Below are 19,380 nucleotides of genomic sequence, written 5' to 3'. Positions count from 1 at the left end.
AAAAGAATTTTTCTCGTGAAGATTTAGGAAAACTAGTAGGTACTAGTGGAGCTGTTATAGGAAGATATGAGAGAGAAGAAATTACACCTTCAGTAGAAATAGCTAATAAAATAGCACTTTCTTTAGGAGTTTCTTTAGATTATTTAGTAGGAAATGTAGAACTAGAACTCAATGATATTTTAATGGAAAAAGTAAAAGAAGTAAACAAGATGTCTGAAAAAGACAAAGATTATGTTTATACACTCATAGATGCCTTTATAGCAAGAAGTAAACTACAAACTATTTTAAAATAAAAAGCTGTCAATCGACAGCTTTTTTGTTTTATAATTTCTATCGTTTAAAAATTACCTATTTGTAAGCTTTTTATTTTTAAACACTTACCTTATAAGGGACACTTTTTTCTAAAAAGATCGTAGAAGTAGCACTGCTTTAGTTTAAATTTTATCAACATCGAATATTGATATTGAATTTAATGCATTATTTTCAAATGTTACATATATCCTATCATTTAAATATATTGAAGTCTCACTAGAAGTACTAAATCTTTTTGTAATATTCAAATTGTAATTTTTACAAAGTTTTTCGAAGTCACAAAGATTTATATTTTCAAAATCCTGATAATCTTCTATAAAAAAGGATTTCTTGATTTATCATTTAAAAATAATTCACCTGAATGATTAAGATAAAAACTTATTAAAACTAATTCATCATCAAAAAACTTTAATTCTAAATTATTAAAACTAATATAATCTTCATCTTTTAGCTCATTAATAGAATTAAAAAAATTGATAATTTTATTTCTATGTTCACCAAGAGTTATATTGCCAAAAAATCCATTTTTTAAAAACTCAATCAAATTAATTTTCATATTTATTTACACATTTTTTTCAACGCTTTCTCAATTTTTTTACATCTCTAGCTCTATCAAGTCTTCCAAAGTTTTCAAATAAACTTATTTTTACTTCCCTAGCATTTTTTAATAATTTTTCACGCCAAGACTTATCATTTAACAATTTCTCTTCCGATTCTTTTATAGCTTTTTTAAGGGCAGGTGTATTAGCATCTTTACCAAAAGCTTCAATAAATGTAACTCTATCACCGTCAAGTGCTAATTTTAATTCTGTTTTACCATCACCAGCATAAAAATGTGGCCCTTTAGAAACTATATCTGGCTGAGTTGCTCCGTGAGGTAACCAAGGTACTCCTGCTAACCCAAAAATATCAATTTGAGTATTAGAATCAAAAGTATACCCATACATCGTTGGGTTGTTTCCGTGCAATCCAATGGGGTCTTGAGATAAATACAGTCCCGTACTGGCATCATAATACCTAAATCGATTATAGTAAAGAGTTGCATCTACTTCACTTTTAGTGATTTGCCTACTAAGCTTTTGAATTGTTCCTACTTGCCTTTCACGTATAACAATACTTTTTTCTACGCTTCGCGCGTAGTTGCTCCAAGAAGTTAATAATAAAAGCGTTAATAATAGTTTTAGCAGTTTCATAGTTTCAAAAATAACCTATTTTTTTATTTCAGCTGAAAAAATGATAATTCAATTGAAAAAAACTAGGTTATCTGAATTTCAGATAACCTAGTAATTAATTATTTACGTTTTTGCCAGAAAGTAATTCTTGGTAAAATTTTCACAAAAAAATTTCCAATAGAATTAATTTTCTCATTTTTTAATGGAGCTAATATTATTGTCATTACTATAATAAACAATAAAATTTTTGACAATGGAGAATTCAAAATTTCGATAAACATATTTTTATTTTTAAAAATTAATATATCGGCAGGGTTTTGAACGTCAAAAACGGCTGCTTAGAAATTAACGCCTTATTTTTAAGGCTTTTACAAAATTCTGTAATTCTTAATTTTTAAAATAGGACAAGTTTTTTGAACTAAAAACTAAAAACGTAATATTAAAAACTGTACTTTATTCTCTCTATAGTTATTTTATTTCAGCTGAAAAAAAAATTGATTGGTTTTTTATTGGTGAAAAAAAGCAAGTACAAAACAGACTTAGAGTGTTTGCCTTTAGTGAGCTGGTTTCTTTAGTGATTTGGTGCGTATTTTTTTAAATCAAGTTTAGGAGGTGCGTTGGGTGGTGCGACTTGATTTAAAAAAATATGCAGGCAACCGAAGGGCGGCAGTAAGCGGAACTAATTTTTTAAAATTTTTGTGCAAAAAAACGAGCAAATAAGACTGTGAACCACTGTACACAGGCTTTTTGTGAAGTTTTTTAAACAAAGAATTTTAAAAATATAACTACTTTCCTAGTGCGGTGGCAGAAGCGTCGGCAGAGGGTGGGCGCGTTGGAGAGGGGCTATTTTACATAAATGCCAGTTATAGCTTTCAAGGCGAAGCGAACCCGCAGGGATTGAACTATAACTGCCAATTATGTAAATATAGCTTTGGGGCGGTTGTGGCGTTGGGAAGCGGTTGTTTTTTTGGTTTGGGGAAAAACAAGCGAGTAAAAAAAGGCTTTTTTGTGTGCGAGGGTAGGTCCTTTCGCAAGCTCAGGATGACACAAAAAGCCTTTTTTTACTGGCTTGTTGCGGGGGAAAACAACGGCTATGAGGGTGGGGAAAAACCGGCGGAGGGTTGGGGAGCGTTGGACGGGTGGGCGCAAAAACGACTGCGAAGCAAACCGCTTTTAATTAATTTTGGGTTTAATTTAGATTATAAATAAAGGCGGTAGTAACCGCCTTTATTTATAACACCTGAAAACATATTTATAACACCTGAAAACATATTTATAACACCTTAAAATATATTTATAACATTTAAAACAGAACTTATAATACCTTAAAATATATTTATAACATTTAAAACAGAACTTATAACACCTTAAAATATATTTATAACATATAAAACAAAGTTTCTAATATCTAAAAATGTATTTATAACATTCAAAACAAAGTTTATAATATCTAAAAATGTATTTATAAGATTCAAAACAAAGTTTATAACACCTGAAAATATATTTATAACGCTTAAAACAAAATTTATAATACTTTAAAATATATTTATAACACTTAAAACAAAGTTTATAACATCTAGTAAAAACTGTGTTATTGTTGTGCTGGTTCAGGCTGTGTCGCTGATAACTTTTTGTTTTTTAATGTGGCTTGTATTTTTCTATAACTGAATAATTGTGCTTTTACAGGCTCTTCTTTAAATAATTTTGCTGAGATTTTAGCAACGCTTATTACATCATCGTAGATTTCATTAAAAAGAGTTACTGCTTCAAGAGTCATTACTTTTCGAGTTCCTTTAAAGGTTTCTTGTGTAACGTTTGCTTCTTTTAGTTTATCGGCATAAGTGGTTATATTGTATAATACTATTACATCGATTCCTTTTGCTGATAATTCATCACGTAAAGCATCTGTAAGGTTTGTTTTGAACTGATATAAGATTTGTACTAATCCTTCTTGAGAGCCTTTTTTATAAGAAGAAAAGCCTAATTGATTTAAGATTTCTAATTTTCTAACACTGTCTTTTTTAAAATCTTCAATGATTTGTATTTTAACTTCCGCTAAATCGTTTTCTGCCATTACTTGTATTGTTTCTAAAAACGAGGTAGCATTTCTTAAATCTTTTGCAGAGTCGATCCCTAAATGTTCCTCTAAAGCTTTACTTATTTTGTCTTGTAGATTGGAGAAAAATTCATCTGTCCAAGTTTTTCTTTTTTCTTGCAAATGACGTTTGTATAAGATTGCATTTTCAATTAAAGTCGAACAAGCGATAAGCATATCGACATCTTTACCACCATAATTTCTGGTTACTGTTGTACTCATATATTAATTTGTAAAATTTAACACTCTAAATGTAATTGATTTTTTAGATAGCCTAAAGTGATTTTAACATTATTTAAAGATACTCTAACCTTAAAACACGTGGTATTTTTCTATGGCATCTTGCAGGGATTCTATTTGAGTTTTTTTGTATTTATCAAAGCTTTGTAATTTTCGATGTCCTGTTTTGTATTGTACTGTTCTTATATCATATATTTTGAGCCAGTGTGCAATCCTACTTTGCCTTATTATTTTAAAATCTTCTAATTTGTAATAGGTTTTTATTTTCCTTTTTATACTCAATAACACCATTTTAAAACGTTCTTGCAGGGCATAGGGAAAAAGATAATCGCTTTGTAATTGCAAGAGGGTTACAATAGCAGGGCGGATGTTTTCTATATATTCTTGTAAGGCTACTATTTGCACGGCTTCTAAGGGTAAATTTCGAGGGTAAAATAAATCTTGTGTTTTTGATGGCACTTTTATAATAGCTTTTTGTAAATCGATGTCGCTTACTTTTAAATTTCCTATACTTCCCGCATCTAATGCCTGATAAATAACTAATCCTAAAATAACTTTGTTGCGTTTTGTATAAAGGTCAAACTGTCCTCTCATATGTCCCTTATCGGGGTAATTATAATAAATAGTATCTAGTTCTTCAACAGAAATAAATGTTTGTAATAAGGGGCGTTTTTCTACTTTTATTCTAAAGTTTTTTATAGGGTGGTCTTTCCTTTTTTTTTGTTCGATAAGATAATAATAGTATTGTTCTAGGGTTTGTAAATGACGGTTAATGACTTGTATATGATATTTTGTTTTTTTTTACTTCTATCATTTTTAATATTTCTGAAGTGGTTAGTTTTTCTAATTTTTGACTGGCGTTGCAGAGTTTTTGCCAAGAGTTTAATTCCTTTAGTTTCATTTGTAAAGTGCCTTCTTTATACCTGTATTGTTGCTGTAAATAATCTATAAATGTTTTTGAGTTATAGGATTGTATTTGAGCAGAATTTTTGTAATAATTGATAGTTTTCATATTGTAAAATTTTAAGTTCATATTCTAAAAGGGTTATTTGCTCTTCAATGGTTTTTAAATCAATTCCCTTTTGTTTAAGTTCTAATAAGGTTATTTTTAATTCTAATTCTAAAAATTTTAATTCGTAGTAATCAGAGCCAATATGGATTTGTAGAATGTAAAATTCTAGGTCAAAAATAGTTTTCATAGTTTTTTGTTTATTGATTAAAATGAGTGTACCTGTGGGTACTGTCTAAACTGTTATGCCCTAAAAATTGGGCGATTTTTTCGAGTTGCATTCCCTGCTGTAGTAGATGTGTTGCGATGGAATGACGTAGTAAATGCGGGTAAACTCTTTTTGTAATACCTGCTTCTTTAGCGTATTTTTTTACTATTTTTTGAAGATAATGAGTGTTTGATTGCTCTTTGTAAACTCCTTTAAATAGATAATATTCGATGTGAAGCTTTAAGTAATTTCTAAGTATTTGTTTAGCGGTTTTATTAATGGGTACATACCGCTGATGTCCTGTTTTTGATCCTGCAATAAATACCAGGTTCTTTTTAAATCGATGTCTTTTGTTTTAAGGTTTATCACCTCTGAGGCTCTAAGTCCTAAATGATACAAGCAAGTAAGTACTGCTTTGTGTGGTAAGTCTATAACGCAATCAAATAATTTTTGTACTTCCTTTACTGTTAGATACTCTATTTGTTTTCTTGTAAACTTATAATAGGGTACTTTGCAAGGTATGATAGGCTGTTTTTTGACAAATTCTAAGTAATTAAAGTATTTTTCTAAAGCTAGTATTACGCCGTTTAAAGTGGATTTACCGAGTTTTAATTTAGGATGGTTTTTATTGGGGCGGTTTTCGAGGTATTTAAAGTACTGGCTAAGTGTGCAGGGTTCTTTATTTTGATACTCTAAATATTCTTTTACATAAGCTATTGAGTGTTTTACGGTTTGTGTTTTATATCCTTTGAGTTGTAAATAATTTTTGTACTCCAAAAGATGTGCTACGATGATTTGATGATGTACGACCATATTGCTAACTGTTTTTTTTTGTGTTTTACGAACGCTAGGGTAAAAGGCATTGTAAAGTGTTGAAAATAAAAGGGTTTAAAAATTCTAGTGACCGTTTAGTGTTCGTTTGGTGGTTGTGAGTTACCGTTGTTGTTTTTCTTTTGTAGTTTTTCGACCTGTTCTTTAAAGTGTTGTTTGATTTGTTGACGCATTAAGTTGTTATTATCTAAGAATGATATTTTGTATTTAAAGCCTTTATTTGAGTGTCCGTACTGTCTTAAATATTCTAAACGTACCAGTTCATTAAGATAATGTTGTAATTGTGTTTTTTTAAATCCTGTTATTTCCATTGCTTCAAAACGATTAAATTCTCTATCCTTAAAAGCCTTTTTTAGTTTCTCAAAAAATTGTCTGCTACTGCCGTCTAACTCATCCATTTTTAAAATGACACTTTCAAAAAGTATGTCTATAGCTAAAATAATGTCTTGAATTTCTGTTACTAAAAAGCCGTTTATTACTTTTCGTTGATACTGATGTAATAGTGTAATTTGTTTTATAATTTTTTGGAACATATCGTTGAGCCTTCTAAGGTTGCGGACTCCTTTTGGTAAATCTATTTTACTGGCAAAGGGGTTTTGCACTTCATAATGTTTTAAATGTCTTACTACATCTTGTACCATATTTACGGCTTTTTGTTTTTCTTTTATATCTATTTCGCCCGCTATAATCTGATTTTGATACTTAATGATTCTCTGGGTTTGTTCTAAACTTTCATCGACTGCTATAATAAAACTGCGGTTCATATTATCCTCGTACACTTCGCCTTTTGTGGTGGCTGATAAACTGGCAAACTGTCCTTTTACTTCCTTTTTAGTAGATTTATTATTTCCTTTTTTATCTTTTAAACTTACCGAACTACTTAAATATTGATTAGAGATTAATTCCCTTAATGAATATAAAGCTTCCTCTTTTAATCCGTCTAAATCTTCGATAATGATAATTTTTCTAAACAAATCAAATTCGCCCCAGTTGTATAAACTACTTTCTGTAATTCTAGTAAATCGCAAAACATCTTCTTGAGGCATTAAATCAGCAATTACTTTAATCATATGCGATTTACCGCTTCCTGATGTTCCTTGTACAATACCGTGTAAGGGATTATTATTTAGATAACTCAATAAAATTAAAAACAGTAATAACCGTGCGGTTTCTTCTCCTACAATGCCTGCTTGACCAATTAAAAAATTTAGATTGTGTATAAGGTTTTTGTCTTTTAAAAATTCAACTACCGATAATACCTCAGAGGCTTTTATAATTAGTTTTTCATCGTTTTTGTTATTTGTTTTGTTTGTTTGAGGTTTAAGGTTTGCTTCGCCTGTTCGCTTTTCAAGCTCGGGTAAAGTTGGTTCAGATGAAGAAAAAGTTTTTTGTGTTTCTTGTATGTGGTCCTGGCTTGTTAGGGGTTTTCTGTTTTCTATTAATTCGATAAAGATTTCTTTTTCATAGGCTACTAAAAGGCTGTTGATGTCTTCGCCTTCAGGGGTTTCAACTTTTGTTATTTTGAGTTGTGGGTTTTGAGATATGAGTTCTTGAGCGTATTTTGCTGTCGCTGTGCTACCTGCTTTGTCTCCATCAAAGAAAAAAATTACTTCTTCTAAATGTTTTAAATTCTTTATTGCTTGTAAATGTTCGGGAGTGATTCCGTTTGTACCGTAACAAGAAAGTATAGAGTATTCTGTATTAAGTATTAAGACTTGTGTTAATGAAAGAGCATCAATGACGGCTTCGGTTAAAATGAGTTTTTTAGTTTCGGGTTTTGGATAATGAGGGTATAAACCTTGCCTACCTTTTAAATAAAAGTGTTTAGAGGTTGCCACGCTATCGCTCGCAATGACAATGGAACGAAAATAAAAAGATACGATTTCGTTTTTTGCATTACGCAGTGGAAAGGCTAAACATTTATTACCGAAAACTTGATAAGTAACTGCTTCGCCTGTTTGATTGTTTACTCTATTTAAAGGGCTTAACATTCCTACTTCTAAAGCATTTTGTATCATTTCTTGTTTTGCTAGAACAGGGTTAACTTCATTTTCAAACCGTCCTGCGTGGTGGAACTGTCCCGAGTTAAAGCCTACTAATCCCCTAGTTTCTAAAACACTGGATAAATTACGGCTATGTAAATAATCTCTAGCCGAACCGCTGAGATAGATTGATTTTACAAAGGTTTCAAATAACTTTTCTAAGAACTCCGTTTGCTTTTCTTGACTCATTGTTTTAATAACTTCACTTTGATGTATAATTTGTGGTTCTGCTACTTGTGCTAACTGTGTACATTTTTTTAAGGCATCGTGTTTTGATAGCTTTTCAAAATCTTGTACAAATTGTATTTGGTCGCCTTTTGCTCCGCAAGCGTGGCAGTTGTATAAATCTTTTTGCAAATTGACTTGTAAAGAGGCTGTTTTATCATCGTGGAAAGGACAACACAGCATTTTATTTTTATTGGGCTGTAAATTATAATAGCTTAATACTTGGCTTAAACTTAAGCGGGATTTTATGTCGTTGATTTGCATTTTTAAAGATGTTAATATTATTTTTTGTCTTTTATTACAACTAAGCAAAAATACAAAAGTTATACAATAAAACAACTATTTTTAAAATGTATTTTAAGATATTGTTTAATTTAATAATTTTGTTGTTGTTAACTGTATTATTTATGAGCTTAGGAGAACAAATAAAGAAAATGCGATTATTAAAAGGTTTATCACAAAAAGAGGTGGTTATGTCTGCAAATATCGAAAAAGCACAGTTTAGCCGAATTGAAAATGATAAGACTGACCCATCTTATTCAACACTGGAGAAAATTGCAAAAGCAATGAATTGTACTATGTCAGAGTTGTTTAGTACAAATGAAGATTTTAAAGATATTAATTCAATAGATAAATCTTTAATTGAAAAAGTTTCAATTATTGAAAACCTTGAAGAAGATGAAAAAAAAGGATTGTATTCTATTATTGATGGGTTATCAACAAAACAAAAGTTAAAACAAACTTTATCCAATGCGCTTAATCTATAAAAAATAAAGCCGTCTAAGACGGCTTTATTTTTTAAATATCTGTATAGATGGTGTGACCCTCTGGCACAAAATCAATTCCTTTTAAACCTGCATTTTCACAACGTTTTTTAAACTCTTCTGTAACTATTATATAAGATTTTTTTTCTTCCATTCTTACTATAAGAAAATCTTTTAAAGAATTAGGTACTAAATGTAATTTCTTAATTGTCATAACATTTGCAGAACCATATTTTTTAATTTCAACTACAGATTTTTCCATATCCATACAAGGAGTTACTTGTATAACATTTAGAATAAAATAATCATTATTAGAGTTGTTATTTTTGTCTATAATTTTAACATTTATAAACTGTGTTTGTATATCTACTAAATCTTTGAATAAATCAACAAATCTTGAACTAACTAAAGGAGCATTATAAGTTGGTAAAATGTCGTAAGAAGAGAGATAATTGTCTATTTTATCAATATTGAATATTATTTCTTCTTTAGAATCTATTTTAATTCCTTTTTCAAATTCTCTAGGTTCAATGAGATTTTTTTCATCATAAAGAAAATATACATCTCTTTTGTAAAATTCTGATAGTTCGTAATACATAAATTTATTTTTAATGGCATTTTATTCGACCTTCCCTAAGACCTTTTCTTGTTTGATTTCTTAAATCTTCTATGGCGTCGGAATATTGTTTTTTACTCCAGCCTTCTGCTTGACCTATATCGTGAATATCTTTTAATTTTTGGTTTATATCAGCATTATACGCTTTATGTACGCTGTTCCAACCATTGTGTTGGCTTCTAGTCGGGTGTGTGCCTTGTTCTTTAGGTAAATAGATTAGATTACTAGGTTTATCGACATCAAAACCTGCTGCTTTTATTGCAGGGTGGTCAGCCATTGAACGAGGTATGACGTGATGATTTTGATAGCCTTCAATTTTTGGCATATTGTTATAATTCCAACCATTAGCAGGCATATTACTTAAACCTAAAGGGTCAACCCAACTATTAGAATCAGCTACATACGCATAAAGCGTTGGGTTATTGCCTTTAAGTCCAATCGGGTCTTGACTTAAATACAGTCCCGTACTCGCATCATAATACCTAAACCTATTATAGTAAAGAGTTGCATCTACTTCACTTTTAGTGATTTGCCTACTAAGCTTTTGAATTGTTCCTACTTGCCTTTCACGTATAACAATACTTTTTTCTACGCTTCGCGCGTAGTTGCTCCAAGAAGTTAATAATAAAAGCGTTAATAATAGTTTTAGCAGTTTCATAGTTTCAAAAATAACCTATTTTTTTATTTCAGCTGAAAAAATGATAATTCAATTGAAAAAAACTAGGTTATCTGAATTTCAGATAACCTAGTAATTAATTATTTACGTTTTTGCCAGAAAGTAATTCTTGGTAAAATTTTCACAAAAAAATTTCCAATAGAATTAATTTTCTCATTTTTTAATGGAGCTAATATTATTGTCATTACTATAATAAACAATAAAATTTTTGACAATGGAGAATTCAAAATTTCGATAAACATATTTTTATTTTTAAAAATTAATATATCGGCAGGGTTTTGAACGTCAAAAACGGCTGCTTAGAAATTAACGCCTTATTTTTAAGGCTTTTACAAAATTCTGTAATTCTTAATTTTTAAAATAGGACAAGTTTTTTGAACTAAAAACTAAAAACGTAATATTAAAAACTGTACTTTATTCTCTCTATAGTTATTTTATTTCAGCTGAAAAAAAAATTGATTGGTTTTTTATTGGTGAAAAAAAGCAAGTACAAAACAGACTTAGAGTGTTTGCCTTTAGTGAGCTGGTTTCTTTAGTGATTTGGTGCGTATTTTTTTAAATCAAGTTTAGGAGGTGCGTTGGGTGGTGCGACTTGATTTAAAAAAATATGCAGGCAACCGAAGGGCGGCAGTAAGCGGAACTAATTTTTTAAAATTTTTGTGCAAAAAAACGAGCAAATAAGACTGTGAACCACTGTACACAGGCTTTTTGTGAAGTTTTTTAAACAAAGAATTTTAAAAATATAACTACTTTCCTAGTGCGGTGGCAGAAGCGTCGGCAGAGGGTGGGCGCGTTGGAGAGGGGCTATTTTACATAAATGCCAGTTATAGCTTTCAAGGCGAAGCGAACCCGCAGGGATTGAACTATAACTGCCAATTATGTAAATATAGCTTTGGGGCGGTTGTGGCGTTGGGAAGCGGTTGTTTTTTTGGTTTGGGGAAAAACAAGCGAGTAAAAAAAGGCTTTTTTGTGTGCGAGGGTAGGTCCTTTCGCAAGCTCAGGATGACACAAAAAGCCTTTTTTTACTGGCTTGTTGCGGGGGAAAACAACGGCTATGAGGGTGGGGAAAAACCGGCGGAGGGTTGGGGAGCGTTGGACGGGTGGGCGCAAAAACGACTGCGAAGCAAACCGCTTTTAATTAATTTTGGGTTTAATTTAGATTATAAATAAAGGCGGTAGTAACCGCCTTTATTTATAACACCTGAAAACATATTTATAACACCTGAAAACATATTTATAACACCTTAAAATATATTTATAACATTTAAAACAGAACTTATAATACCTTAAAATATATTTATAACATTTAAAACAGAACTTATAACACCTTAAAATATATTTATAACATATAAAACAAAGTTTCTAATATCTAAAAATGTATTTATAACATTCAAAACAAAGTTTATAATATCTAAAAATGTATTTATAAGATTCAAAACAAAGTTTATAACACCTGAAAATATATTTATAACGCTTAAAACAAAATTTATAATACTTTAAAATATATTTATAACACTTAAAACAAAGTTTATAACATCTAGTAAAAACTGTGTTATTGTTGTGCTGGTTCAGGCTGTGTCGCTGATAACTTTTTGTTTTTTAATGTGGCTTGTATTTTTCTATAACTGAATAATTGTGCTTTTACAGGCTCTTCTTTAAATAATTTTGCTGAGATTTTAGCAACGCTTATTACATCATCGTAGATTTCATTAAAAAGAGTTACTGCTTCAAGAGTCATTACTTTTCGAGTTCCTTTAAAGGTTTCTTGTGTAACGTTTGCTTCTTTTAGTTTATCGGCATAAGTGGTTATATTGTATAATACTATTACATCGATTCCTTTTGCTGATAATTCATCACGTAAAGCATCTGTAAGGTTTGTTTTGAACTGATATAAGATTTGTACTAATCCTTCTTGAGAGCCTTTTTTATAAGAAGAAAAGCCTAATTGATTTAAGATTTCTAATTTTCTAACACTGTCTTTTTTAAAATCTTCAATGATTTGTATTTTAACTTCCGCTAAATCGTTTTCTGCCATTACTTGTATTGTTTCTAAAAACGAGGTAGCATTTCTTAAATCTTTTGCAGAGTCGATCCCTAAATGTTCCTCTAAAGCTTTACTTATTTTGTCTTGTAGATTGGAGAAAAATTCATCTGTCCAAGTTTTTCTTTTTTCTTGCAAATGACGTTTGTATAAGATTGCATTTTCAATTAAAGTCGAACAAGCGATAAGCATATCGACATCTTTACCACCATAATTTCTGGTTACTGTTGTACTCATATATTAATTTGTAAAATTTAACACTCTAAATGTAATTGATTTTTTAGATAGCCTAAAGTGATTTTAACATTATTTAAAGATACTCTAACCTTAAAACACGTGGTATTTTTCTATGGCATCTTGCAGGGATTCTATTTGAGTTTTTTTGTATTTATCAAAGCTTTGTAATTTTCGATGTCCTGTTTTGTATTGTACTGTTCTTATATCATATATTTTGAGCCAGTGTGCAATCCTACTTTGCCTTATTATTTTAAAATCTTCTAATTTGTAATAGGTTTTTATTTTCCTTTTTATACTCAATAACACCATTTTAAAACGTTCTTGCAGGGCATAGGGAAAAAGATAATCGCTTTGTAATTGCAAGAGGGTTACAATAGCAGGGCGGATGTTTTCTATATATTCTTGTAAGGCTACTATTTGCACGGCTTCTAAGGGTAAATTTCGAGGGTAAAATAAATCTTGTGTTTTTGATGGCACTTTTATAATAGCTTTTTGTAAATCGATGTCGCTTACTTTTAAATTTCCTATACTTCCCGCATCTAATGCCTGATAAATAACTAATCCTAAAATAACTTTGTTGCGTTTTGTATAAAGGTCAAACTGTCCTCTCATATGTCCCTTATCGGGGTAATTATAATAAATAGTATCTAGTTCTTCAACAGAAATAAATGTTTGTAATAAGGGGCGTTTTTCTACTTTTATTCTAAAGTTTTTTATAGGGTGGTCTTTCCTTTTTTTTTGTTCGATAAGATAATAATAGTATTGTTCTAGGGTTTGTAAATGACGGTTAATGACTTGTATATGATATTTTGTTTTTTTTACTTCTATCATTTTTAATATTTCTGAAGTGGTTAGTTTTTCTAATTTTTGACTGGCGTTGCAGAGTTTTTGCCAAGAGTTTAATTCCTTTAGTTTCATTTGTAAAGTGCCTTCTTTATACCTGTATTGTTGCTGTAAATAATCTATAAATGTTTTTGAGTTATAGGATTGTATTTGAGCAGAATTTTTGTAATAATTGATAGTTTTCATATTGTAAAATTTTAAGTTCATATTCTAAAAGGGTTATTTGCTCTTCAATGGTTTTTAAATCAATTCCCTTTTGTTTAAGTTCTAATAAGGTTATTTTTAATTCTAATTCTAAAAATTTTAATTCGTAGTAATCAGAGCCAATATGGATTTGTAGAATGTAAAATTCTAGGTCAAAAATAGTTTTCATAGTTTTTTGTTTATTGATTAAAATGAGTGTACCTGTGGGTACTGTCTAAACTGTTATGCCCTAAAAATTGGGCGATTTTTTCGAGTTGCATTCCCTGCTGTAGTAGATGTGTTGCGATGGAATGACGTAGTAAATGCGGGTAAACTCTTTTTGTAATACCTGCTTCTTTAGCGTATTTTTTTACTATTTTTTGAAGATAATGAGTGTTTGATTGCTCTTTGTAAACTCCTTTAAATAGATAATATTCGATGTGAAGCTTTAAGTAATTTCTAAGTATTTGTTTAGCGGTTTTATTAATGGGTACATACCGCTGATGTCCTGTTTTTGATCCTGCAATAAATACCAGGTTCTTTTTTAAATCGATGTCTTTTGTTTTAAGGTTTATCACCTCTGAGGCTCTAAGTCCTAAATGATACAAGCAAGTAAGTACTGCTTTGTGTGGTAAGTCTATAACGCAATCAAATAATTTTTGTACTTCCTTTACTGTTAGATACTCTATTTGTTTTCTTGTAAACTTATAATAGGGTACTTTGCAAGGTATGATAGGCTGTTTTTTGACAAATTCTAAGTAATTAAAGTATTTTTCTAAAGCTAGTATTACGCCGTTTAAAGTGGATTTACCGAGTTTTAATTTAGGATGGTTTTTATTGGGGCGGTTTTCGAGGTATTTAAAGTACTGGCTAAGTGTGCAGGGTTCTTTATTTTGATACTCTAAATATTCTTTTACATAAGCTATTGAGTGTTTTACGGTTTGTGTTTTATATCCTTTGAGTTGTAAATAATTTTTGTACTCCAAAAGATGTGCTACGATGATTTGATGATGTACGACCATATTGCTAACTGTTTTTTTTTGTGTTTTACGAACGCTAGGGTAAAAGGCATTGTAAAGTGTTGAAAATAAAAGGGTTTAAAAATTCTAGTGACCGTTTAGTGTTCGTTTGGTGGTTGTGAGTTACCGTTGTTGTTTTTCTTTTGTAGTTTTTCGACCTGTTCTTTAAAGTGTTGTTTGATTTGTTGACGCATTAAGTTGTTATTATCTAAGAATGATATTTTGTATTTAAAGCCTTTATTTGAGTGTCCGTACTGTCTTAAATATTCTAAACGTACCAGTTCATTAAGATAATGTTGTAATTGTGTTTTTTTAAATCCTGTTATTTCCATTGCTTCAAAACGATTAAATTCTCTATCCTTAAAAGCCTTTTTTAGTTTCTCAAAAAATTGTCTGCTACTGCCGTCTAACTCATCCATTTTTAAAATGACACTTTCAAAAAGTATGTCTATAGCTAAAATAATGTCTTGAATTTCTGTTACTAAAAAGCCGTTTATTACTTTTCGTTGATACTGATGTAATAGTGTAATTTGTTTTATAATTTTTTGGAACATATCGTTGAGCCTTCTAAGGTTGCGGACTCCTTTTGGTAAATCTATTTTACTGGCAAAGGGGTTTTGCACTTCATAATGTTTTAAATGTCTTACTACATCTTGTACCATATTTACGGCTTTTTGTTTTTCTTTTATATCTATTTCGCCCGCTATAATCTGATTTTGATACTTAATGATTCTCTGGGTTTGTTCTAAACTTTCATCGACTGCTATAATAAAACTGCGGTTCATATTATCCTCGTACACTTCGCCTTTTGTGGTGGCTGATAAACTGGCAAACTGTCCTTTTACTTCCTTTTTAGTAGATTTATTATTTCCTTTTTTATCTTTTAAACTTACCGAACTACTTAAATATTGATTAGAGATTAATTCCCTTAATGAATATAAAGCTTCCTCTTTTAATCCGTCTAAATCTTCGATAATGATAATTTTTCTAAACAAATCAAATTCGCCCCAGTTGTATAAACTACTTTCTGTAATTCTAGTAAATCGCAAAACATCTTCTTGAGGCATTAAATCAGCAATTACTTTAATCATATGCGATTTACCGCTTCCTGATGTTCCTTGTACAATACCGTGTAAGGGATTATTATTTAGATAACTCAATAAAATTAAAAACAGTAATAACCGTGCGGTTTCTTCTCCTACAATGCCTGCTTGACCAATTAAAAAATTTAGATTGTGTATAAGGTTTTTGTCTTTTAAAAATTCAACTACCGATAATACCTCAGAGGCTTTTATAATTAGTTTTTCATCGTTTTTGTTATTTGTTTTGTTTGTTTGAGGTTTAAGGTTTGCTTCGCCTGTTCGCTTTTCAAGCTCGGGTAAAGTTGGTTCAGATGAAGAAAAAGTTTTTTGTGTTTCTTGTATGTGGTCCTGGCTTGTTAGGGGTTTTCTGTTTTCTATTAATTCGATAAAGATTTCTTTTTCATAGGCTACTAAAAGGCTGTTGATGTCTTCGCCTTCAGGGGTTTCAACTTTTGTTATTTTGAGTTGTGGGTTTTGAGATATGAGTTCTTGAGCGTATTTTGCTGTCGCTGTGCTACCTGCTTTGTCTCCATCAAAGAAAAAAATTACTTCTTCTAAATGTTTTAAATTCTTTATTGCTTGTAAATGTTCGGGAGTGATTCCGTTTGTACCGTAACAAGAAAGTATAGAGTATTCTGTATTAAGTATTAAGACTTGTGTTAATGAAAGAGCATCAATGACGGCTTCGGTTAAAATGAGTTTTTTAGTTTCGGGTTTTGGATAATGAGGGTATAAACCTTGCCTACCTTTTAAATAAAAGTGTTTAGAGGTTGCCACGCTATCGCTCGCAATGACAATGGAACGAAAATAAAAAGATACGATTTCGTTTTTTGCATTACGCAGTGGAAAGGCTAAACATTTATTACCGAAAACTTGATAAGTAACTGCTTCGCCTGTTTGATTGTTTACTCTATTTAAAGGGCTTAACATTCCTACTTCTAAAGCATTTTGTATCATTTCTTGTTTTGCTAGAACAGGGTTAACTTCATTTTCAAACCGTCCTGCGTGGTGGAACTGTCCCGAGTTAAAGCCTACTAATCCCCTAGTTTCTAAAACACTGGATAAATTACGGCTATGTAAATAATCTCTAGCCGAACCGCTGAGATAGATTGATTTTACAAAGGTTTCAAATAACTTTTCTAAGAACTCCGTTTGCTTTTCTTGACTCATTGTTTTAATAACTTCACTTTGATGTATAATTTGTGGTTCTGCTACTTGTGCTAACTGTGTACATTTTTTTAAGGCATCGTGTTTTGATAGCTTTTCAAAATCTTGTACAAATTGTATTTGGTCGCCTTTTGCTCCGCAAGCGTGGCAGTTGTATAAATCTTTTTGCAAATTGACTTGTAAAGAGGCTGTTTTATCATCGTGGAAAGGACAACACAGCATTTTATTTTTATTGGGCTGTAAATTATAATAGCTTAATACTTGGCTTAAACTTAAGCGGGATTTTATGTCGTTGATTTGCATTTTTAAAGATGTTAATATTATTTTTTGTCTTTTATTACAACTAAGCAAAAATACAAAAGTTATACAATAAAACAACTATTTTTAAAATGTATTTTAAGATATTGTTTAATTTAATAATTTTGTTGTTGTTAACTGTATTATTTATGAGCTTAGGAGAACAAATAAAGAAAATGCGATTATTAAAAGGTTTATCACAAAAAGAGGTGGTTATGTCTGCAAATATCGAAAAAGCACAGTTTAGCCGAATTGAAAATGATAAGACTGACCCATCTTATTCAACACTGGAGAAAATTGCAAAAGCAATGAATTGTACTATGTCAGAGTTGTTTAGTACAAATGAAGATTTTAAAGATATTAATTCAATAGATAAATCTTTAATTGAAAAAGTTTCAATTATTGAAAACCTTGAAGAAGATGAAAAAAAAGGATTGTATTCTATTATTGATGGGTTATCAACAAAACAAAAGTTAAAACAAACTTTATCCAATGCGCTTAATCTATAAAAAATAAAGCCGTCTAAGACGGCTTTATTTTTTAAATATCTGTATAGATGGTGTGACCCTCTGGCACAAAATCAATTCCTTTTAAACCTGCATTTTCACAACGTTTTTTAAACTCTTCTGTAACTATTATATAAGATTTTTTTTCTTCCATTCTTACTATAAGAAAATCTTTTAAAGAATTAGGTACTAAATGTAATTTCTTAATTGTCATAACATTTGCAGAACCATATTTTTTAATTTCAACTACAGATTTTTCCATATCCATACAAGGAGTTACTTGTATAACATTTAGAATAAAATAATCATTATTAGAGTTGTTATTTTTGTCTATAATTTTAACATTTATAAACTGTGTTTGTATATCTACTAAATCTTTGAATAAATCAACAAATCTTGAACTAACTAAAGGAGCATTATAAGTTGGTAAAATGTCGTAAGAAGAGAGATAATTGTCTATTTTATCAATATTGAATATTATTTCTTCTTTAGAATCTATTTTAATTCCTTTTTCAAATTCTCTAGGTTCAATGAGATTTTTTTCATCATAAAGAAAATATACATCTCTTTTGTAAAATTCTGATAGTTCGTAATACATAAATTTATTTTTAATGGCATTTTATTCGACCTTCCCTAAGACCTTTTCTTGTTTGATTTCTTAAATCTTCTATGGCGTCGGAATATTGTTTTTTACTCCAGCCTTCTGCTTGACCTATATCGTGAATATCTTTTAATTTTTGGTTTATATCAGCATTATACGCTTTATGTACGCTGTTCCAACCATTGTGTTGGCTTCTAGTCGGGTGTGTGCCTTGTTCTTTAGGTAAATAGATTAGATTACTAGGTTTATCGACATCAAAACCTGCTGCTTTTATTGCAGGGTGGTCAGCCATTGAACGAGGTATGACGTGATGATTTTGATAGCCTTCAATTTTTGGCATATTGTTATAATTCCAACCATTAGCAGGCATATTACTTAAACCTAAAGGGTCAACCCAACTATTAGAATCAGCTACATACGCATAAAGCGTTGGGTTATTGCCTTTAAGTCCAATCGGGTCTTGAGACAGATAATACTGCACCACTTTTTGCCCCTGTACAATACCCTTTTGAGCCATCGACAGACATCCTTTTGACTCTCGTGGGTACAAGTTCAAAGGTATCAGCAACAGGATAAAAAGCAGTTTTAGCAGTTTCATTATTTCAAAAATAGGGTAATTTTTTCTTCATCTGAAAAAAAAAATTGGATTGTTTTTTTATCGGTGAATAATGGCAGGTACAAAACTAACTTTGAGTGTTTTCCCAAGTGAGGGCAAGCATCTTTAGTCGGCTTGCCTTTGGTTTTTAAGGAGCAGTTTTGGTGGTGCGTGGGCTGGTGCGACTGCTCTTTAAAAACCAAAGCCTGCGGAGTTTACGGAGCAGTTAACACGAGCTACTTTTTTAAATTTTTGTGATAAAAACCAAACAAAGATGCGAGGCTAGAAGTCCGTAAGGCGAACTAGACGAGGATTTTGTGCAGGTTTTTGAACAAATAATTTAAAAATGCAAACTCTTGCGAAGCTCCTATTTTCGGGCGGGAGCGATGGAGAGGGGCTATTTTACATAAATGCCAGTTATAGATGCGAGGCGAAGCGTACCCTTTAGGGCGAGAACTATAACTGCCAATTATGTAACATAGCTTTGGGGGCGGTTTGAGGGATGGGAAGCGGTTGTTTTTTTGGTTGGGGGAAGACAAGCTAATAAAAAAAGGCTTTTTTGTGTGCGAGGGGTTGGGAAAACAAAAAGCCTTTTTTTATGGGCTTGTAGCGCGGGAAA

At 30.7% G+C, this 19,380-nt stretch carries 20 protein-coding genes and 1 pseudogene; 4 read left to right on the top strand and 17 right to left on the bottom strand.

All coding sequences use genetic code 11. The features are described 5' to 3' along the window. Positions 1-625: 625 nt before the first annotated feature. Together JJC03_RS04605 and JJC03_RS04600 are read right to left on the bottom strand one after the other, a co-directional pair. Positions 626-868, bottom strand: coding sequence for a hypothetical protein (locus tag JJC03_RS04605; RefSeq protein WP_235874095.1), 243 nt, complete (start codon positions 866-868; stop codon positions 626-628). A 19-nt stretch (positions 869-887) separates the two neighbouring features. Next, a complete protein-coding gene (locus tag JJC03_RS04600; RefSeq protein WP_235874094.1) occupies positions 888-1,505 on the bottom strand; it encodes an RHS repeat domain-containing protein in 618 nt (205 codons plus the stop codon). A 780-nt stretch (positions 1,506-2,285) separates the two neighbouring features. On the opposite strand from JJC03_RS04600, the gene JJC03_RS04595 reads away from it, so the two are divergent. Continuing rightward, a complete protein-coding gene (locus JJC03_RS04595; RefSeq protein ID WP_235874089.1) occupies positions 2,286-2,693 on the top strand; it encodes a hypothetical protein in 408 nt (135 codons plus the stop codon). 382 nt (positions 2,694-3,075) lie between these two features. On the opposite strand, the gene JJC03_RS04590 is transcribed toward JJC03_RS04595, so the two are convergent. The 6 genes and pseudogenes from JJC03_RS04590 to JJC03_RS17375 all read right to left on the bottom strand — a co-directional run bounded on the left by JJC03_RS04590 (position 3,076) and on the right by JJC03_RS17375 (position 8,398). Then, positions 3,076-3,801 carry a hypothetical protein gene (locus tag JJC03_RS04590; protein ID WP_235874088.1) on the bottom strand — a complete coding sequence of 242 codons (726 nt, stop codon included), beginning with the start codon at positions 3,799-3,801 and terminating at the stop codon, positions 3,076-3,078. A gap of 90 nt (positions 3,802-3,891) precedes the next feature. After that, positions 3,892-4,413 carry a tyrosine-type recombinase/integrase gene (locus JJC03_RS04585; protein ID WP_235874093.1) on the bottom strand — a complete coding sequence of 174 codons (522 nt, stop codon included), beginning with the start codon at positions 4,411-4,413 and terminating at the stop codon, positions 3,892-3,894. A 175-nt stretch (positions 4,414-4,588) separates the two neighbouring features. Beyond that, the gene (locus JJC03_RS04580) at positions 4,589-4,831 is read right to left on the bottom strand and encodes a hypothetical protein (RefSeq protein WP_235874092.1); all 243 of its coding nucleotides are present in this window, start codon (positions 4,829-4,831) and stop codon (positions 4,589-4,591) included. Next, complete coding sequence (locus JJC03_RS04575) at positions 4,782-5,018, bottom strand: hypothetical protein (RefSeq protein WP_235874086.1); 237 nt, start codon at positions 5,016-5,018, stop codon at positions 4,782-4,784. Before JJC03_RS04575 ends, JJC03_RS04580 begins: the two co-directional genes overlap by 50 nt. Positions 5,019-5,028: 10 nt before the next feature. Further along, positions 5,029-5,849: pseudogene (locus JJC03_RS04565) on the bottom strand (tyrosine-type recombinase/integrase). 95 nt (positions 5,850-5,944) lie between these two features. Continuing rightward, on the bottom strand, positions 5,945-8,398 hold the full coding sequence (locus JJC03_RS17375) for a CHC2 zinc finger domain-containing protein (protein WP_258932250.1): 2,454 nt from the start codon (positions 8,396-8,398) through the stop codon (positions 5,945-5,947). A gap of 143 nt (positions 8,399-8,541) precedes the next feature. On the opposite strand from JJC03_RS17375, the gene JJC03_RS04545 reads away from it, so the two are divergent. Further along, the gene (locus tag JJC03_RS04545; RefSeq protein WP_235874084.1) at positions 8,542-8,901 is read left to right on the top strand and encodes a helix-turn-helix domain-containing protein; all 360 of its coding nucleotides are present in this window, start codon (positions 8,542-8,544) and stop codon (positions 8,899-8,901) included. 31 nt (positions 8,902-8,932) lie between these two features. Here the strand turns inward: JJC03_RS04545 and JJC03_RS04540 are convergent, their stop codons facing one another. Together JJC03_RS04540 and JJC03_RS04535 are read right to left on the bottom strand one after the other, a co-directional pair. After that, positions 8,933-9,496 (bottom strand): Imm43 family immunity protein, encoded by a 564-nt coding sequence (locus tag JJC03_RS04540; protein WP_235874083.1) that lies wholly within the window; start codon positions 9,494-9,496, stop codon positions 8,933-8,935. A 10-nt stretch (positions 9,497-9,506) separates the two neighbouring features. Continuing rightward, on the bottom strand, positions 9,507-10,172 hold the full coding sequence (locus JJC03_RS04535; protein ID WP_235874090.1) for an AHH domain-containing protein: 666 nt from the start codon (positions 10,170-10,172) through the stop codon (positions 9,507-9,509). A gap of 780 nt (positions 10,173-10,952) precedes the next feature. On the opposite strand from JJC03_RS04535, the gene JJC03_RS04530 reads away from it, so the two are divergent. Next, positions 10,953-11,360 carry a hypothetical protein gene (locus tag JJC03_RS04530; RefSeq protein ID WP_235874089.1) on the top strand — a complete coding sequence of 136 codons (408 nt, stop codon included), beginning with the start codon at positions 10,953-10,955 and terminating at the stop codon, positions 11,358-11,360. Between the two features lie 382 nt (positions 11,361-11,742). On the opposite strand, the gene JJC03_RS04525 is transcribed toward JJC03_RS04530, so the two are convergent. The 5 genes from JJC03_RS04525 to JJC03_RS17370 all read right to left on the bottom strand — a co-directional run bounded on the left by JJC03_RS04525 (position 11,743) and on the right by JJC03_RS17370 (position 17,065). Then, complete coding sequence (locus JJC03_RS04525) at positions 11,743-12,468, bottom strand: hypothetical protein (protein ID WP_235874088.1); 726 nt, start codon at positions 12,466-12,468, stop codon at positions 11,743-11,745. A 90-nt stretch (positions 12,469-12,558) separates the two neighbouring features. Beyond that, on the bottom strand, positions 12,559-13,497 hold the full coding sequence (locus JJC03_RS04520) for a tyrosine-type recombinase/integrase (RefSeq protein WP_235874087.1): 939 nt from the start codon (positions 13,495-13,497) through the stop codon (positions 12,559-12,561). After that, positions 13,448-13,684 carry a hypothetical protein gene (locus JJC03_RS04515; protein ID WP_235874086.1) on the bottom strand — a complete coding sequence of 79 codons (237 nt, stop codon included), beginning with the start codon at positions 13,682-13,684 and terminating at the stop codon, positions 13,448-13,450. The genes JJC03_RS04520 and JJC03_RS04515 overlap by 50 nt, the downstream gene beginning before the upstream one ends. 10 nt (positions 13,685-13,694) lie before the next feature. Then, positions 13,695-14,516, bottom strand: coding sequence for a tyrosine-type recombinase/integrase (locus JJC03_RS04510; RefSeq protein ID WP_235874085.1), 822 nt, complete (start codon positions 14,514-14,516; stop codon positions 13,695-13,697). Between the two features lie 95 nt (positions 14,517-14,611). Further along, positions 14,612-17,065: a CHC2 zinc finger domain-containing protein gene (locus tag JJC03_RS17370; protein WP_258932250.1), complete on the bottom strand. Its 2,454-nt coding sequence runs from the start codon at positions 17,063-17,065 to the stop codon at positions 14,612-14,614. 143 nt (positions 17,066-17,208) lie between these two features. On the opposite strand from JJC03_RS17370, the gene JJC03_RS04490 reads away from it, so the two are divergent. Beyond that, entirely contained in the window at positions 17,209-17,568 is a 360-nt protein-coding gene (locus JJC03_RS04490) for a helix-turn-helix domain-containing protein (RefSeq protein ID WP_235874084.1), read from the top strand. Between the two features lie 31 nt (positions 17,569-17,599). On the opposite strand, the gene JJC03_RS04485 is transcribed toward JJC03_RS04490, so the two are convergent. Further along, the gene (locus tag JJC03_RS04485) at positions 17,600-18,163 is read right to left on the bottom strand and encodes an Imm43 family immunity protein (protein WP_235874083.1); all 564 of its coding nucleotides are present in this window, start codon (positions 18,161-18,163) and stop codon (positions 17,600-17,602) included. A gap of 10 nt (positions 18,164-18,173) precedes the next feature. Beyond that, on the bottom strand, positions 18,174-18,683 hold the full coding sequence (locus tag JJC03_RS04480; RefSeq protein ID WP_235874082.1) for an AHH domain-containing protein: 510 nt from the start codon (positions 18,681-18,683) through the stop codon (positions 18,174-18,176). Positions 18,684-19,380 lie beyond the last annotated feature (697 nt).

Source organism: Flavobacterium oreochromis (assembly GCF_019565455.1).
Classification (GTDB): Bacteria; Bacteroidota; Bacteroidia; order Flavobacteriales; family Flavobacteriaceae; genus Flavobacterium; species Flavobacterium oreochromis.
Note: the sequence above shows the minus strand (reverse complement) of the source record. Positions and strands in the feature narration are given on the sequence as shown.

What these genes read in the sequence shown, in the direction of transcription:
- JJC03_RS04605 (WP_235874095.1), bottom strand. Translation starts at nt 868, where the DNA reads ATGAAAATTAATTTGATTGAGTTTTTAAAAAATGGATTTTTTGGCAAT.
- JJC03_RS04600 (WP_235874094.1), bottom strand. Translation starts at nt 1,505, where the DNA reads ATGAAACTGCTAAAACTATTATTAACGCTTTTATTATTAACTTCTTGG.
- JJC03_RS04590 (WP_235874088.1), bottom strand. Translation starts at nt 3,801, where the DNA reads ATGAGTACAACAGTAACCAGAAATTATGGTGGTAAAGATGTCGATATG.
- JJC03_RS04585 (WP_235874093.1), bottom strand. Translation starts at nt 4,413, where the DNA reads ATGAGAGGACAGTTTGACCTTTATACAAAACGCAACAAAGTTATTTTA.
- JJC03_RS04580 (WP_235874092.1), bottom strand. Translation starts at nt 4,831, where the DNA reads ATGAAAACTATCAATTATTACAAAAATTCTGCTCAAATACAATCCTAT.
- JJC03_RS04575 (WP_235874086.1), bottom strand. Translation starts at nt 5,018, where the DNA reads ATGAAAACTATTTTTGACCTAGAATTTTACATTCTACAAATCCATATT.
- JJC03_RS17375 (WP_258932250.1), bottom strand. Translation starts at nt 8,398, where the DNA reads ATGCAAATCAACGACATAAAATCCCGCTTAAGTTTAAGCCAAGTATTA.
- JJC03_RS04545 (WP_235874084.1), top strand. Translation starts at nt 8,542, where the DNA reads ATGAGCTTAGGAGAACAAATAAAGAAAATGCGATTATTAAAAGGTTTA.
- JJC03_RS04540 (WP_235874083.1), bottom strand. Translation starts at nt 9,496, where the DNA reads ATGTATTACGAACTATCAGAATTTTACAAAAGAGATGTATATTTTCTT.
- JJC03_RS04535 (WP_235874090.1), bottom strand. Translation starts at nt 10,172, where the DNA reads ATGAAACTGCTAAAACTATTATTAACGCTTTTATTATTAACTTCTTGG.
- JJC03_RS04525 (WP_235874088.1), bottom strand. Translation starts at nt 12,468, where the DNA reads ATGAGTACAACAGTAACCAGAAATTATGGTGGTAAAGATGTCGATATG.
- JJC03_RS04520 (WP_235874087.1), bottom strand. Translation starts at nt 13,497, where the DNA reads ATGAAAACTATCAATTATTACAAAAATTCTGCTCAAATACAATCCTAT.
- JJC03_RS04515 (WP_235874086.1), bottom strand. Translation starts at nt 13,684, where the DNA reads ATGAAAACTATTTTTGACCTAGAATTTTACATTCTACAAATCCATATT.
- JJC03_RS04510 (WP_235874085.1), bottom strand. Translation starts at nt 14,516, where the DNA reads ATGGTCGTACATCATCAAATCATCGTAGCACATCTTTTGGAGTACAAA.
- JJC03_RS17370 (WP_258932250.1), bottom strand. Translation starts at nt 17,065, where the DNA reads ATGCAAATCAACGACATAAAATCCCGCTTAAGTTTAAGCCAAGTATTA.
- JJC03_RS04490 (WP_235874084.1), top strand. Translation starts at nt 17,209, where the DNA reads ATGAGCTTAGGAGAACAAATAAAGAAAATGCGATTATTAAAAGGTTTA.
- JJC03_RS04485 (WP_235874083.1), bottom strand. Translation starts at nt 18,163, where the DNA reads ATGTATTACGAACTATCAGAATTTTACAAAAGAGATGTATATTTTCTT.
- JJC03_RS04480 (WP_235874082.1), bottom strand. Translation starts at nt 18,683, where the DNA reads ATGGCTCAAAAGGGTATTGTACAGGGGCAAAAAGTGGTGCAGTATTAT.